Source organism: Sorangium sp. So ce302, assembly GCF_051530145.1.
GTDB classification, from domain to species: Bacteria; Myxococcota_A; Polyangia; order Polyangiales; family Polyangiaceae; genus Sorangium; species Sorangium cellulosum_B.
In genome coordinates this window covers 10,490,405-10,505,687 of sequence record NZ_CP150326.1, presented here as the reverse complement: position 1 = coordinate 10,505,687, position 15,283 = coordinate 10,490,405, and the positions used below count along the sequence as shown (strand labels likewise).

Below are 15,283 nucleotides of genomic sequence, written 5' to 3'. Positions count from 1 at the left end.
TCAGCGTGGATCGACGGTCAACCTGCCCTCACGGGACGCGAGATCCTCGGGTTCCACGCGGACGAGGCGGGCGACGAGGCGCCGATCCGTCGTGAAGTAGCCGCGCAGGCGCAGCACGTCGTCGGGGGTGACGCCGCGGATCTCAGCGATCCGCCGTGCCACGTCGAAAGGTCGCGACGTGGAGCGCAGCGACTTCAGGTGTCGTAACGCGCGCCCCATCGGCTGATCATGCGACATGAGCTCGCGGACGATCGCGGTCTGTTTCAGCTCCGGTAGCAGGGCGCCCCAGTCCATGCTCCACATCTGGCGGATTTCCCGCTCGATCGCCGCCTCGACGCCGGCGTGGGTCGCGTGCTTCGTCAGGGTCGCCGAGACGGAGAACACCGATCCCAGGTCCCGGTCGTCGATGTCCGCAGCGACGTGCGACAGGGGCCCCTGATCGCCGACGAGGCGCGTCCGGAGCGACTCCCCCAACGCGTGGGCGACGAGCCCCGCCGCGACCCGCTCGCGCGACGAGGCGAGCGGTGCCGCCCAGCACATCTCGATCCGCTCACGATAAACCGCGTTCTCGAAGGTCAGTCGCCGCGCCGCGGCGAAGGCGGCCGGGGCCGTCCGTCGGCGCACGAACGGCGTCTTCGGATTGACCACCGAGCCGAAGTACCGCTCCACGAGGGCGCGGGTCGCCCGTGGATCGATGTCGCCGACCAGGATCAGGCGCGCGTTGCTCGGACGGTAGCCTTGCTGGAAGAACCATTGCGCGTGCCGGAGCTCGATCGCCGCCAGATCGTCGAGAGGGAGCTCTGAGCCCGAGTAAGGGTGGTCCTGCCCGAAGATGGCACGCCAGGTGTGGCGCTGGAACATCTTCTCGATGCCATCGTTCATCAAGAGCTCGTTGCGCACGATCTTCTGCTCGAGCGCGAGCGCCTGTTCGTTGAAGCGCTCGAGCGTGAATGCCATGCGCTCGCTCTCGATCCACAGCGCGAGGGGGAGCGCGGCCGCTGGCGCGAGCGCGTAGTAGGCGGTGTAGTCGGGGCTCGTGACCCCGTTCATGCGGTGCACCCCCGCTCGCTCGAGCAGGCTCAGGGCATCGAACGGCTTCATGTGACGCGAGCCCCGGTACGTCATGTGCTCGACGAGGTGCGCCAGCTCGCTATAGCCCCGCGGATCGTCGCGGCTGCCGATCTCGTACGCGACGACGACGGCGACCGTCGGCTGCCTGTGATCTTCCTCCAGGAGCACCTCGAGGCCGTTGGCCAGGCGGAAGTGGGCGGCGCTCTGAGCCAGGCCCTCGATACCTCCCGCCGCCGAGCGGGCGCCCGGAGCTCCCGAGGGGTCCGCCGCTGCCGCGAGGGGCATGGCGACCGCCAAGAGCCCCGCCACCAGCCCTGCCGCCCTCGATCGTCCCGGCGCGCGCAGTCTCGGCTCTTTCTTGGCGTTCAATGGTTCACCCCTCGCGTGCTGTCTCCTGGCGCATGGACGCTGGAACTGTCGTCCCTGTCAAGCGCGCCGTATGGGGCGGTGTCGCCGGAGCGCCCCCCGACGGCACCGCTCGTCGCTCGTCTGGCGTCGTGCGTGCTGGCTTGTGGGGGAGCGCTCGACGTGGGTACCGTCCGTCGCGAGGACCTGCCGTCCCGCCGGCGCCACGGAGAACATCTCTGGATATTTACCGTTTCAGTTGATAGTTTCTCCCGCCGGCTTATTGTCCTGAGCTGCTGCGAGCCGTGATGCAGCGAACAGGACTTTACCGGTTCACTTCGTCGGCGTGGATCGATGACGGAGGTCGCCTCCGCTGTTGATCGTGGCGCCGAACTGCCCCAGAGTGCCCGGCGCTGGAGGTCAGTTTCGATGGCTTTTCGTTCATTTCACCAGTCACCTTTCCTGGCCCTTACGCTGGGGGCGGTAGTCCTCCTGTCGGCCTGCTCGGACGACGACGGCGGCGGCGCATCAGCGAGCTCCGGGGGCACGGGCGGCTCGTCGGCGAGCTCCGGGGGCTCGGGGAGCACCACCGCGCAGGGCACGGGCGGCGCGGACGGTGGTACGGGCGGCGCCGGGGACACGGGTGGCGGCGGCACGGGCAGCGGCGGCGGCACGGGCGGCGGCGGCGGCACCGGCGGCGGCGGCGGCGGCACCGGCGGCGGTGCGGACGCGCAGGGGATCGTGCCCAATCCCATCATCTCTCGCGGCAAGCCGGCCTTCGCCTCGGCGGGGACGGCGTCGGTGATCAACGACGGCAAGTACAGGTCGGCGGGGACCTGGATCGCGGGCAAGCCCACCTCGGCCGCGCCCGCCTGGGTCGCCATCCAGGTCGGCACCGGGTACGAGCGGCTGCTCCTGAGCTGGACGGCCTCGTACAACTACAACTACACGGACGTGCAATACGGGGCGCCGGGCGCCTACCGCGTGGAGACGTCGAGCGACTCCACGAACGGCTCGGACGGCACCTGGACCCAGGTCGCGGAGGTGACCAACAACCCCGTCCGCACGCGCGCCCACAGCTTCGATTTCGGCGGCAAGAGCTGGGTCCGGCTCGTCGTGACCGCGGCCCCCGCGACGACCGACGACACCGGCGTGCAGCTCGACGAGATCGACGTGCACGACATCTCGAAGGGCGCGGAGGACACGTGGTTCTTCCTCGGCGACAGCATCACGGCGTTCGCCTATGACCGCGACACCCCGGCCACGCAGCCGAGCTTCGCCGAGAACGTGCACGCGGCGCACCCGGCCCACTATCCGGCGATGATCAACGGCGGCATCGGGGGAGAGCTCACCAAGAGCACCGACAAGCCCAGCGCGCTCGATCGCATCGATGACGTGCTGGAGATGAACCCCGACTTCCACTACTTCGCGATCGGCTACGGCACCAACGACTCCTGGGACCAGACCGACCCGAGCACCTTCAAGGCGAACCTGCAGCAGCTCATCGACAGGATCGAGGCAGCGGGCCGCGTCCCGGTGCTCGCGCATATCCCTTTCTCGCCGGACGGCCACCACAACGCCGTCCCGGCGTTCAACCAGGCGATCGACGCGCTGACCGAGGAGAACGGCCTCCCTCCTGGGCCGGATCTGTATGCGTGGTTCGAGGACCATCCCACCCAGTTCACCGACAAGGTGCACCCGGATGCCGCCGGGCGGGTGGCCATGAACAAGCTCTGGGCCGACGCCGTGGACGGCCTCTACCCGGCCCAGCGGTAGCGCGACCCGGCGCCGGGCGACACGCGACCACGCGACCGAGCGCGCTCGCGGCGCCGGCGCGAGCCTTGACTCCACGCGGCCGCGGGGGCTAGCTCGATCGGGCGCACGAACGGCGGCCCGGGGAGCAGTGCCCTCGGGGGATTCGGCCGGCCCGCGCCCTCCAGGGGGTCTCCGATGAAGCTCATTCCCAAGAAGCTCATGGTCCTGGTCGCCGCCCTCGCGGCCCTCTTCACCTTCGCCGCCGCCGCCCCGGTCAGGGCCGACGACTGGGCGCTGACGGGCACCGGCGTCCGCGTCAAGACGATCGCGTTCATCGACATCGACGTCTACGAGATCAGCCATTTCATGAAGCAGACGCCCGCGTCGCGATCGAAGCAGGCGGTGATCGACGCCGACGTCCCGAAGAAGTTCGTCTGGAAGATGCTGCGCGACGTGGACAAGGAGAAGATCCACGACGCGCTGACAGGCGCCTTCGCGATGAACGGGTACACGGATCAGGCGAAGATCAAGGCGTTCGTGGGCGCGTTCCAGGGGGAGCTGAAGGAGGGGGCGCGCATCACCATCCAGTACGATCCGGAGAAGAAGAGCACGACCGTCGCGGTCGGCGGCAGCAGCGCGAGCGTCGCCGGCGTGGACTTCATGAAGGCCGTGTGGAGCATCTGGCTCGGGAAGATCGATCAGCCCAAGCTGGGCGATCAGCTCATCGGCCGGCTGAAGAAATAGCGGGCGCCGGAGTGGAGCCGTGATGGACGACGATCGGGACGAGCGAGAAGAGGAGGACACGAAGCGGGACATCGCTCCCTACGTGCCGCGCCGCCCCGTGATGGCGGTGATCGGCAACGGCCTCGCGGTGGACGCCGCGACCGAGGTTGTGTGCGTCGAGCTCGGGCGGCGCGCCGTGGAGGCGGGGTTCCGGCTGGTCACCGGGGGGCTGGGGGGCGTCATGGCCGCCGTGTCGCGCGGCGGGCGCGAGGCGGCGACGTGGCGCGACGGCGATATCCTGGGGATCCTGCCAGGGTACGAGGCGTCCACGGCCAACCCGTACGTGGACATCGTCGTCCCGACCGGCATGCAGATCGGGCGCAACATCCTGGTCGTCGCCATGGCCGACGTGGTCGTGGTCGTCGGCGGCGGCGCGGGCACGCTGAGCGAGATCGCCGTCGCCTGGCAGCTCGGCAAGCCGGTGCTCGCGCTCGCGACGAGCGGGGGCTGGGCGAGGCAGCTCGCCGGGGGGCGCGTGGACGACCGGCGCTCGGATCGGATCGTTTCGGTCGCGAGCGCGGAAGAGGCGGTGGCGAGGGCGTGGGAGGCGGCGGGCCGCGGTCGCGGCCGGGGGGCGTGACAGGGCGCTGCGCGCGCGGCGCGGCCTCCGCGCGAGCCGGCCGCGCGGCAGCCCGTGCTAGCCTCCGCGCCGATGTCGGAAGCGGAAGAGGACGAGATCCAGCGGCTGAGAGCCCGCGTCGGGACGATCCTCCACGGAAAATGGCGGATTGACGCGCTGATCGGGGCGGGGGGGATGGCGGCCGTCTACGCGGCCACCCATCACGTGGGGCACCGCGTGGCCATCAAGATCCTGCACCCGGAGGGCGCCGTGTCCCGGGAGCTCCGCGCCCGCTTCGAGCAGGAGGCGCTCGCCGCCGCGCGGCTCGGACACCCGGCCGCGGTGCAGGTCCACGACATCGACGTGACCGAGCGAGGAGAGCCGTTCCTGGTCATGGAGCTGCTCGACGGAGAGAGCCTCCGCGAGCGCGTGTTGCGGCTCGGTACGATCGATTCGACCGAGCTCCTCGCCCACATGGACACGCTCCTCGAGGTCATCAAGGCAGCGCACGACGCCGGGATCGTCCATCGGGACATCAAGCCGGACAACCTCTTCGTGACCCGCGATGGGCGGCTCAAGGTGCTCGATTTCGGGATCGCGCGCATGAAGCAGGGCGGCTCGGGGCTGAAGACGCGGACAGGCGCGGTGCTGGGCACGACGAGCTACATGGCGCCCGAGCAGATCCTGGGGAGGAACGTGGACGGGCGGGCCGACCTCTACGCCGTGGGCGCGACGATGTTCACCGTCCTCGCGAACCGTCGAGTCCACGACGACGATGGGCTCACCGAGGGAGAGCTCCTCGTGAAGAGGGGCACGACGCCGGCTCCTCCGCTGTCGACCGTGGCGCCGGGCGTGGATCCGCTGGTCGCGCGCGTCGTGGACCGCGCGCTCGCCTTCCAGGTCGAGCGTCGCTATCCGGACGCGCAAACGATGCTCGCTGACGTGCGCGCGCTGCGACGGGGCGAGGAGCCGCCCTTCGCGACGGGGGAGCTGGCCAAGATGGACGAGCGCACGCGCGCGTACGGCCGGGCCATCCCCGACGGGCCGCCGGTGGGGGCGCAGTTCCCGAGCGCGAGCCCGCCGGGGGGGGTGATGCCGGCGGCGGTGGCCGCCTCGACGGGGGCTCCTCCGGGCCAGCCTTATCCGGGGGCGGGGGCCGCGCCCCGGGGGCGGGGGCCGCGCGCGCCGGGAGCGACGCAGATCGCGGTCGTCGGCGGGGTGGGGGCGCTCCTCTTCTGCGTGGGAGTCGGGATGGTGCTGCTGCTCTGGCCCTCCCGCGACCAGGGCGCCGGCGACGCTGGCGACAGCGGCGCGCCGGTGTCCCTCCCGGATGCCGCGCGGGCCCGGAGCGCTGCGGCGCTCGCGGTCGACCCCGCCGGCTGCCCGCCGGGCGTGCCTTGCACCTGCCCGGGCGGCAGTCCGGGAAACGTGCCGGTGAGCTGCCTGCTGACGTGCGGCGACGCGCCCGGCTGCAGGCCGAGCTGCTCCGATCGAGAGAGCTGCGCGAGCCACTGCGCCGGTGACTGCCAGTCTTCCTGCGCGAGGAGCAAGGGGTGCAGCACGACGTGCGCCGACGGCTGCTCCACCGACTGCCGCAACGCGGAGACGTGCCAGGTCACCTGCGGCGCGGGGTGCTCGATCACCTGCGAGGACGTCAACAAGTGCGCCCACGTCGTGGGCGACAGGAGCGTCGTGAGGTGCAATCGGGTCGGAGGGTGCCAGGTGATGTGCATGGGCTCGTGCGCGGTGGCGTGCTCCAATGCCGGGGGAGGATGCCCGGTGACCTGCGTGGGGCAGGGGCGCGCGGTGAAGTGCGGCGACGGCCGCAACGCGTGCGGGGACGGCTGCTCGCTGCCGCGGTGAGGCCGGGCTGGCCGGGCATGCGCCGCGGGAACGAGCGTGGAGCGGCCCTGGGCCGTCCGGGGATCGGCGCTCCGGCGTGCCCGTGTGCGCACGTCGGTGGACGCGCCTGCGAGCCCTCGCCGCGCCTCAGAGCCGCGCCTTGCGCAGCGCGAGCAGCCAGTCGTCGAGCTCTCCCTGGTTGGGCGGCTCCTCCGGCAGCACGGCGTGGTCGCGGGCCGCCTCGAGGGTCGTGAAGGCGCGGGCGATCTGCTCGGCCCAGCGCTCGGCGACGTCGGGAGCGAGCGGCGCCTGCTCTCCGGCGCGCTTGGCCTCGACCAGCTCGCGCGCGGCGCTGAAGCCGTAGAGGTCGAGGAGCGCGGTGACGTCGGTGACGATCTCGCCCGTCCGGAGGGCGTGGGCGCCGGTCAACGTGGTCCTGAGGACATAGAGGAGCTTCTTCGCCGACGAGCGCCCTCCCGCCTCCCAGGCGCGGAGCTGGCTCGTGGCGAAGCCGATGTAGTGGCGGAAGATCCGGCGCGAGAGCGCGGCGGCGACGAGCGGGCGAAGGGAGGCGAGGTCGGGATCGACGTGGAGCTGGAGGGGGCCGAGGATCCGCTCGATGTAGTTGCCGTTGCCCTGGAGGACGCCAATGAGGACGGGGTGGAGCTCGTTCGACGTGTAGTCGATCTCGACGCCGTCGATGACCTGCATCCGCTCGGGGCTCGCGTTGCTGCGATGGAGGCCGAGCAGCTTCTCGGTCGGCTCGACGTGAACCGACTTGAGGTCGAGGTCGCTGTCCGGCGAGGGGAACCCGTACGCGTGCGCGCCGCTGAGGGCGATGACGAGGTGCGAACGCTTGGCCTCCTCCTCGGCGATTACGCGCGCCGCGACCTCCTGCTGCTTTGCTTCGAGCACCTGGGGGTTCATCCGTCGTCCTTTCTCAACTCGTTGCCGGGCGTGGGGTCGTTGCCGGGCGTGGGGTCGTTGCCGGGCGCGGGGGCCGCGTCTCTGTCGTCCCAGGCCGCGACCGGCGCGGGGGGAGCGTCCTTGCCGAGGGGGCCGGGCTCCGCCGTGAGGTGCCGGCGGGCGATCTCCTCGCGGACCCGCCGGAGGAGCGCGTCGGCGCGGGGCACGTCGGGGTGCGGCGGCAACCTGGTTGCGAGCCGCGCGGCCTCGAGGTCGGGCGTCATCGACTCGGCGAGCTCGATGGTGCGATCGAGCGGCCAGGCGCCGCTCTTGATGGCGAGGAGCGTCTCGCGGAGATCGCCCTGCACGACCAGGTCGACCTCGCCGTCGCGCAGCCAGCGGATGGCGGTCGCGATGAGGCGAACCAGGTTGTAGGCGTTCTTGGGGCGGAGGTCGCGGGAGAGGTCGAGCGACGTCCTGTCCGCCCGGGCGAAGGCCGCGAGCGAGGCGAAGTCGCGCGCGGGCAGCAGGCCCTGGTCGTGGAGCGAGCGGTAGAGCTGCTTGATGTACTCCTTCGCCTGGAGCTCCCTGTCGGCCTCGGTCGGCGCGGCGCGCGGGCTGATGGCGGCGAGCTTCCGGGCGACGTCGTCGAGCGACATCGCGGGGTCGTTCGCGAGCCAGTCGAGCACGCGCTCCCGGTGCTCGGCCAGCCGGTGCGCCTGCGAGAGCCGCTTGAGCTGCGAGAGCGCGTAGCGGCCGAAGCTGCCGTAGATGGCCGAGGAGACGAACGCGTCGCGCGCCTCGAGGATCCAGGCGCCGATGTCGTCGCGCGCCTCGGCGGTGCGGACGAAGAGCAGCTCGAGGGTGTTCGGGTCGGCGCGCAGGGCCTGCCGGATGGCCTTCTCGACCTCCCAGTACGAGGCGCTGCCGTCGGCGCTCACGAGGTCCCGCGGCGGCTCGGCGAGGCCCGTGGTCCAGGGGAAGGGGAGGGCGAAGACGCCACGCCGGTCGGTGTCGGACCCCTCGTTCGCGAGCCCCCACGCGCGCGACCCCACGACGGCCTCGAGGACGACGGCGGGCAGGAGCGCGTCCCAGGCGGCGCTGCGCCGCTCCGCGTGCCGCACCTGGCCGGTCTTGCGCGGGACGAGCTCGTCCCGGCGGTAGCGGACGACGCCCACGCCGACGAGCATCACGTCGAGCTCGGCGCCCGCCGAGCCGACGACGCGCCCGATGGCGCCCTGCAGGACGCGGCGCTCCCCGAGGACGCGGTCGACCCGGGTTGTCACCTCGGTGCCGTGGGGCAGAGGGACGGCGAGCGGATCGAGGTGGGTGAGGCCGCGCAGGCGGAGCTCCATGCGAGGACGCTACCATGACGACCCGACCCAGGTTGGGGGCGACCGACCGACCCGGATCCGACCCAGGTTGGGGTACCGGGGCCGACCCAGGTTGGTGGCGCTCCGGGTTTGACCCAGGTTGGCGGTGGGCCAGGTTGGCAGACCGAGGTTGGCGTCCCGACCTGGGTCGGACTAACCGCAACCCAGGTCGGGCTAGGAGTAGTCGCAACAGCTCCAGCTCAGGTGGCGGACCGCCAGGCGGCCGCCACCCACGAAGCTTGGTCGAGCCGCGAAATGATTGATGGAAATCCCTGGCACGGCGCTTGTCTTATTGCGCCTGTCATGAGCCAGCCCCGCGAGATCGCTGCCGGAGCCACCTACCTCATCACCCGTCGCGTCTTGCGCCGGCACCTGCTCTTCCGCCCGGATGCGGCAATCACCCAGCTCCTGGTCTACGTCCTCGCGGTGTCGACCCGCCGTTACAGCATCGAGGTCCATGCGATCTGCGCCATGTCGACGCATCTGCACCTGGTCGTGACCGACTCGAGGGGCGTCCTGCCGCGGTTCTTGCAATTCTTCCATCGCATCGTCGCGCTCGGCACGAAGGTGCTTCGCGGGTGGGAAGGCCCGGTATGGGACCACGAGGCCACGAGCGTGGTGCGGCTGCTGACGCGCGCTGCGGTGGTGGAGAAGATTGCTTACGTCATGGCGAATCCTGTCGCCGCTGGCCTGGTGCAGCATGCTCGCGAGTGGCCGGGCGCCAAGGTGGATGTGGACGAGCTCGGTCGCGGCGTGCTGCGCGCAGCACGGCCTTCGGTGTATCTCGACCCGGAAAACCCCCAGTGGCCCGAGGAAGCGACGGTCTCGCTCGCGCTGCCGCCGGCCATCGAGCAGGACAGCGCGGAGGGCTTTCGCCAGGACGTCTCTGCCGAGCTCGAGCGACACGAAGCGCGGGCCCGCGCGGAGGTGCAGCGGCGAGGACTTCGCTTCTTGGGCGCCGAGAGAGCCTGCAAGGTGTCCCCTCACGAGCGCGTGACGAGCTTCGAGCCGCTGCGCGACGGCAATCCGACGTTTGCGGTGGGTCGCGAGCAGGGAGATGCGTGGCGAGTCGCAGGTGCCGCTGTGCGTGCGTTTCGAGCGTCGTACCGTGCGGCGCTGGAGCGATGGCGTGCCGGCGTACGCAGCGCTGTATTCCCCGCGGGGACGTGGTGGATGCGCACGTTTCACGGCGCCAGCGTGGCCGACGTCGTGCTCACGGTGTAGAGCCGCAGCGGTGGGGCGCTGCAGGGAGGTGGGCGGGACGGGCGAGGGCATCAGTGCCTTGTCGTGGGGCGCGTCCGTCTGGGACCGGCGGTGTGGGCGGCAGATCGGTGTGCGGCATTGTGCGCAATAGGATATGCTGGTACGATGCCGCTCCGAATGCGTATGAGTGGGTCCGGAGGGGTTGCGATCGGCTCTGCGTGATCGAACGGGGAGCTTCGTGCCGGAAACGAACATAGCGATTAGCCCAGCTTGGCTTTAAGCTCGCCTAGCCGGGGTTCGAGCGTGCCATGAGTAGAGTTCAGCTCGGCTGAAATCGCTGCGTTGCCGGCCGCAGCTCAACCCGGGTCCGGCGGGTAGGCTCGCAACCTGGGTCTGGGCTGGGCTGCCGCAACCTGGGTCGGGTCGCCCGGGTAGGCTCAACCCGGGTAGGCTCAACCTGGGTCGGAGTGGGTTGCCGCAACCTGGGTCGGGTCGTCGCAGCCGTCACCGTTCGATCAGCAGCACCGGGCTGCCCGAGAGGGCGAGCGTCGCCTTGCCGCCGCTCGCGTCGGCGGAGGTCTTCGCGCCGTCCCACGCGTGGACCTCGAACCCCGTTGTCGTCGCGAGCTCGACGCTCGCGGACGCGTCCTCCGTGCTGCTCGCCGTCACGGCCCAGAGGGCGATCCGGCGCTTGCCGTCCTTCGTGAACACGGCGCCCCGAGCGCCCCCCGGCAGCGCGAGTTCCCTGGTCGCGCTGTCATCGTAGGACGCGCCGAAGAGGATCTCGTTGAGAGTGGTATACGCCTTGCCGAGGTCGGTCTTGATCGCCTGATCCACGCTGGCGAGGGCGCCGACGTCGTTGTAGAGACCCATGTGCGCGAACACGTCGTCGCTCCCGTCCTCGCCGTTCGATAGAATGAACCAGTCGACGCCGCCGATGCCGTGCGCCTGCGCCATGGTCATCATCTTGATGAGGTAGTTCCGCGCGTACTCCGGGCTCCCCACCTCCGGGTACTCCGGCGTCGGCGCGAGCGGCGCGCCGTTCTCCGAGACATTCCACCCCTGCACCACCGCCGCGGCGTCGGCGAGCGTCGCGCCGAAAGCGTCCTTCGACGCAAGGAAATCGTCGACGGACGCATCCGAGCTCTTCGGGCTGAAGATCGGGTAATAGTGAAAATCGAGCACGTCGATGTAGGCGCCGCCCTTCTCCGGGTAATCTCGCGTGACCGCCCCCCCGTCGGGGTTGTCGGTGTAGCGCAGGATCGCCGAGAGGAACGAGGGGTATCCGATGCCCCCCGTCGCGATCCGCGCGTCCGGATCCGCCTTGCGCGCGGCCTCCTTCGTGACGCGCAGCATTCGTATATAGTCAAATATCGATCCATTGAACCGGGGGAGATCGGCGGCCTTCGGCGGTTCGGTCCTCCAGGTCTCGGTGACGCGCCAGTCGGCCACCCAATCGGGCTCGTTCCACACGTGCCACAGCTTGACCCAGGGCTTGTAGGTGTCGACGGTCCGATACACGTAAGAGGCCCACGCATTGCCCGGATTCACCGTTCCATCAGCCGAGAAGATCGGCTCGTAAAGGCTCTTCGGGATATAGTACTCGTTCTGCCAGTCCTCCGCGTCGGCCGGCGCCACCGTCAGATCGACCGACTCGGAGCCGATGAGAAATCCGATATGATCCGCCATGCCCAGGGACGCGTACGATTGAATGTCCCCGACCTCGATCTCGTATCCCCACCTCGCGAAATGGGCCGCTGGCAGCTTGATGCGGAGGCTGCGGACGCCCGCTCGCGCCGCGAGCGTGGCCTCCTTGTCGTCGCCCCAGTCCGCGTTGCGGTGGCCGAGGTTGGCGCCATAGCGAAATGCGTGAGGGAGCCCGCCGCTCCCGCCGTTCCCCCCGCTTCCCCCGTCTCCCGCGCTTCCGCCTCCCCCGGAGCTGATGTCGCCGCCGCCCGACGCATCGTACCCCGGCGAGTCGTCCCCCGAACCACATGCAACGACAGCTGAAGCGCACAGCAGAACGGACCATCGAGCCATGAACATTCCTCCTCCACTCAGATCCCGGGAGGCCAGCGTAAGGGAGTTTCGCGTCCAATTTCAGGAAATCTGCGAAGCAGATTGCACTGCGCTCGCCCAGTGGACGTTCGCCCGCTCTACAGCGGCGGGCACGCCGAGGCCGAGTAGGCGCTCTCGCTGTCGGTCTCCGTGGGCGAGGTGCAGGAGCGCGAGGGGCTCGCCCGTCTGGCTCGCGCCGTGGCGCAGGTTGGCGATCCTGGCTGACGCAAGCGCGTCTCCCACCGAGCGCGCAGCGCGCCGGTGGGGCTTTGCTCGATCGCGCAGGAGGTTGCGCGTGCTTGTCTTCCAGCTCGCTCGGTCGGTCCTGCGGTGGCCGAGCGAGAATGCCCGCTCTGCTCTGCGGTTCATGGGTCTCGAGGCGAGACTGGGCACACCTTCGCGGCTGGCACATCGCTTGCCATGGTGCCCAGATGTAACCGATGGCAGAAAGGAATCGAACATGACCGACGACCGATCGAACGATTCCAGGACCTCACGTTGGGGGAGAGCCTCGCCGAGATCCAGCTCGGCGCAGGCACCCTCGATGTCGAGGCTGTCGGCCGAGCCGTCGTTGACGAAGGTGTGTCGAGCAATCGGCGGCTGAAATCTGGCGAAGCAGGAGACGTACCCAAATGTTTGAATGGTTGGTCGATGACCTGATGGACCTCACCGTCGATGAGCATGGCGCCGCGAGGTCCGTCGTCTTTATCGGCATCGCCGCGTGCAGCAGCAGTAGCAGCATCATCTGCATCGGTTGATACGGACGACGCTATCCGACCGGACAGGGCTCCTCGTCAGATGAGGAGCCTCCTCCGGCGCTCCATTGATTCCTGACGGGCTCTGCCCCAGTCATCGTTCTGCGTGCCAGCGCTGGCGGCGTCGTGAGGCCTCGCCGCCAGCTCCGCAGCGCGAAGAAGCTGATGAGCGAGTATGAACAAGCTAGACGACGTCCCTGAGTTCCCCTGTGTCAAGACCTGGTATCGGGTCGCGATCACGGATGATGCGGTGATCTTCCAGCACGGAGAGAGGGCGCTCTGCTTTCAAGGCAAAGCCGCGAGCAAGCTGCTGCCGGTGCTGCTTCCGATCCTCGATGGAACGCGGACGATCGAGCAAGTGATCGAGTACATGGGAAGATCCATCGAGCCCGCCACCGCGAACGCCTTGCGGTTGCTGGCCGAGAAAGGGGTGCTCACGAGCGGTTCTCCGGTCGGGGCCTCGGCGCCGCGGCCCGTCCGGGAATCGGCTCGCTTCCACGCGGCATACCGCGATGACGAGCCGGAATCCCTCACGCAGCAAAGGTTGAGCGACGCCAGCGTGGCGGTCGTCGGTGCCGGCGTTCTTGCCGACGAGATCGCGCGCCAGGTGAGCCTCTCCGGGGTCACGGGCGTGCAGCGGAAGTCGTTCGATGCCGGGGCGGGCGACCTGGCCTCGGCGAACCTCGTCGTGGTCGCTCCGGATCGAGGCGAGCTCGACTGGGTGGCGCACTGGAACACGGAAGCGCTGCGCCGACGTATCCCCTGGATGCAAGTGCTCGCGTACGACAGCAGGTTCTCCGCGGTAGGCCCGCTCTACCTTCCGCGCGCGACCTGCTGCTACGAGTGCTACCGGCTGCGCCTCGCTTCGAACGTCGCGTATCGAGGACAATACTGGGCCCTGGAGCGCAGCACGCCCAGCTTCCCACTGCCGTGCGCCATGCTGGCGATCGTAAGCGGCCTCGCCGCATTGCTCGTGGCCCGCTGGATCGTCTCGCGGGACCCGCTCTTGCCAGGGCGGTTTTACGCGGTCAACCCAGGTCCAACCGTCCGCAGCGACACGCACATGGCGTACCGCGTACCCCGGTGCTCGGCATGCAGCGCCGCCGTCGCCGCGAGCGCCCCCAGCCCCTGGTACGCCCTGCAGGCAGGAACGGAGCCATGAACATGTTCGCTCCGCTCCGCTCCCCAGGCGACGAGCCGGCGCGTGGTCACGTCACGCCGAGGCGCGCGCAACGCACGCCGCTCGCCGAGGTCGCCGGCAGGCTGCGCACCCTCGTGTCTCCCTATACGGGCGTCGTGCGCGACACCGTGGAGCTGCTCCGCGCTCCGGATGACTGCCGCTTCTTCAACTTTGGCGCCCACACGGGCGACATCTCGGATCTGGTCGGCGCGCCGAGCGAGGTCATGTCCAACGCCGTGCATCCCGACCGAGAGGCGGCCTGGGTGGCGGCGGTCGCCGAGGCCGTCGAGCGGTATTCGTCGTTTTACGTGCCTGTGGGGGATCTCGTGTTCTCTTCGTATGAGGAGCTGGACGGGGCAGCGCCGGAGCCGGAGAGCTTCGCCCTGTTTCATCCATCGCAGTACGCGTCGAGCGACTTCCCCTATGTGCCCTTCACCTCCGGCGCCCGGGTCCGGTGGGTGCGTGGCTGGTCCATCCAGGATGGGATGCCCGCGTGGCTGCCGGCCCAGCTGACGTTCATGGGGTCACACCTCGCGCGCGGCGAGCCGCAGATCGCCTACTCGACGAGCAGCGGGACCGCGCTGGGCGGTACGCTGGAAGAGGCTGCGTTCAGCGCGCTGATGGAGGTCATCGAGCGCGACGCGTTCATGCTGGCATGGAACAACCGATTGGAGCTGCCGCTCCTGGATTGGCAGGGAGACGACTCGCTTCGTCATGACGAGCGCGTGGTTCCGGCCCCAGCGGGCATTCACTATGCCGCGCTCGACGCGAGCGTCTTCTTCCGCGTGCCGACGGCCATCGGCGTGACGCGATGCACCCTGGCCGGGCAGCCCGCGCTGACCGTCGGCGCTGCCAGCGCGGCGACCGGTCAGGAGGCTGCACGGAAGGCGCTGCGCGAAGCCTTCCAGACCAGGGTGCTGGCGAAGCAGCTCTTGAGCGCTCTGCCCAGGGGACGGCGCGCGCTGGAGGCGCATCAAGTCCGCACGTTCGACGATCATGCGCTCTACCATGCGCTGCGAGAGAGCTCCGCGTCTTCCGCGTTCCTCGATGCAAGCAGAGTGCGGCGCCACCTCGGCGACGTGCCCCCCCTGGAGGGCACGGACGTGCTCGGTCAGACCGCTTCGGCCGTGCGAGCGCTCGCGCGGCGAGGCGTCGGTGCGTACCTCGTCGACATCACCTCGCCGGATGTGCGCGACGCCGGGCTGTGGGTGGTGCGCGTGATCTGCCCGGAGCTCTGCCGGCTGGACGCGCCCCACACCGCGCGGTTCCTCGGCGGCAAGCGGCTCTATCATGCGGCGTACGAGGCGGGGCTCCGCGCCCGGCCTCTCTCGTTTGAAGACATCAACGTCCATCCGCACCCGTTCCCGTGAGCTCATGCGAGAGAGGGACGAGCGGACGTCATCCACGGCGTCCGTCGTCGAACGAGCTGAAGAGACGGATCGCGCTGGACGGC

General features: G+C 69.9%; 12 protein-coding genes. 8 read left to right on the top strand and 4 right to left on the bottom strand.

The annotated features are described in order from the left end of the window. Entirely contained in the window at positions 1 to 1,356 is a 1,356-nt protein-coding gene (locus WME73_RS39835) for a M16 family metallopeptidase (RefSeq protein ID WP_437913015.1), read from the bottom strand. 489 nt (positions 1,357 to 1,845) lie between these two features. On the opposite strand from WME73_RS39835, the gene WME73_RS39830 reads away from it, so the two are divergent. The 4 genes from WME73_RS39830 to WME73_RS39815 all read left to right on the top strand — a co-directional run bounded on the left by WME73_RS39830 (position 1,846) and on the right by WME73_RS39815 (position 6,376). Then, positions 1,846 to 3,192: a GDSL-type esterase/lipase family protein gene (locus tag WME73_RS39830; RefSeq protein ID WP_437913014.1), complete on the top strand. Its 1,347-nt coding sequence runs from the start codon at positions 1,846 to 1,848 to the stop codon at positions 3,190 to 3,192. Positions 3,193 to 3,366: 174 nt separating this feature from the next. Next, the gene (locus tag WME73_RS39825; protein WP_437913013.1) at positions 3,367 to 3,915 is read left to right on the top strand and encodes a chalcone isomerase family protein; all 549 of its coding nucleotides are present in this window, start codon (positions 3,367 to 3,369) and stop codon (positions 3,913 to 3,915) included. A gap of 22 nt (positions 3,916 to 3,937) precedes the next feature. Beyond that, positions 3,938 to 4,534: a TIGR00725 family protein gene (locus WME73_RS39820; RefSeq protein ID WP_437852892.1), complete on the top strand. Its 597-nt coding sequence runs from the start codon at positions 3,938 to 3,940 to the stop codon at positions 4,532 to 4,534. Positions 4,535 to 4,606: 72 nt separating this feature from the next. Next, entirely contained in the window at positions 4,607 to 6,376 is a 1,770-nt protein-coding gene (locus WME73_RS39815) for a protein kinase domain-containing protein (protein WP_437913012.1), read from the top strand. Positions 6,377 to 6,502: 126 nt separating this feature from the next. On the opposite strand, the gene WME73_RS39810 is transcribed toward WME73_RS39815, so the two are convergent. Together WME73_RS39810 and WME73_RS39805 are read right to left on the bottom strand one after the other, a co-directional pair. Next, positions 6,503 to 7,282 carry a nucleotidyltransferase domain-containing protein gene (locus WME73_RS39810; RefSeq protein WP_437741488.1) on the bottom strand — a complete coding sequence of 260 codons (780 nt, stop codon included), beginning with the start codon at positions 7,280 to 7,282 and terminating at the stop codon, positions 6,503 to 6,505. Further along, positions 7,279 to 8,616 (bottom strand): DNA polymerase beta superfamily protein, encoded by a 1,338-nt coding sequence (locus WME73_RS39805; RefSeq protein WP_437913011.1) that lies wholly within the window; start codon positions 8,614 to 8,616, stop codon positions 7,279 to 7,281. The genes WME73_RS39810 and WME73_RS39805 overlap by 4 nt, the downstream gene beginning before the upstream one ends. Positions 8,617 to 8,937: 321 nt before the next feature. Between WME73_RS39805 and WME73_RS39800 the strand changes: the two genes are divergently transcribed. Next, complete coding sequence (locus tag WME73_RS39800) at positions 8,938 to 9,858, top strand: transposase (RefSeq protein WP_437917493.1); 921 nt, start codon at positions 8,938 to 8,940, stop codon at positions 9,856 to 9,858. Between the two features lie 483 nt (positions 9,859 to 10,341). Here the strand turns inward: WME73_RS39800 and WME73_RS39795 are convergent, their stop codons facing one another. Further along, positions 10,342 to 11,877 carry a hypothetical protein gene (locus WME73_RS39795; protein ID WP_437741486.1) on the bottom strand — a complete coding sequence of 512 codons (1,536 nt, stop codon included), beginning with the start codon at positions 11,875 to 11,877 and terminating at the stop codon, positions 10,342 to 10,344. Positions 11,878 to 12,527: 650 nt separating this feature from the next. Between WME73_RS39795 and WME73_RS39790 the strand changes: the two genes are divergently transcribed. The 3 genes from WME73_RS39790 (at position 12,528) to WME73_RS39780 (ending at position 15,200) form a co-directional block, all read left to right on the top strand. Further along, complete coding sequence (locus WME73_RS39790) at positions 12,528 to 12,653, top strand: hypothetical protein (protein WP_437741485.1); 126 nt, start codon at positions 12,528 to 12,530, stop codon at positions 12,651 to 12,653. A 172-nt stretch (positions 12,654 to 12,825) separates the two neighbouring features. After that, positions 12,826 to 13,812, top strand: a complete 987-nt coding sequence (locus tag WME73_RS39785) for a TOMM precursor leader peptide-binding protein (protein WP_437913010.1) — start codon at positions 12,826 to 12,828, stop codon at positions 13,810 to 13,812. Beyond that, complete coding sequence (locus WME73_RS39780) at positions 13,809 to 15,200, top strand: YcaO-like family protein (protein WP_437741483.1); 1,392 nt, start codon at positions 13,809 to 13,811, stop codon at positions 15,198 to 15,200. Before WME73_RS39785 ends, WME73_RS39780 begins: the two co-directional genes overlap by 4 nt. The last annotated feature ends 83 nt before the right edge of the window (positions 15,201 to 15,283 follow it).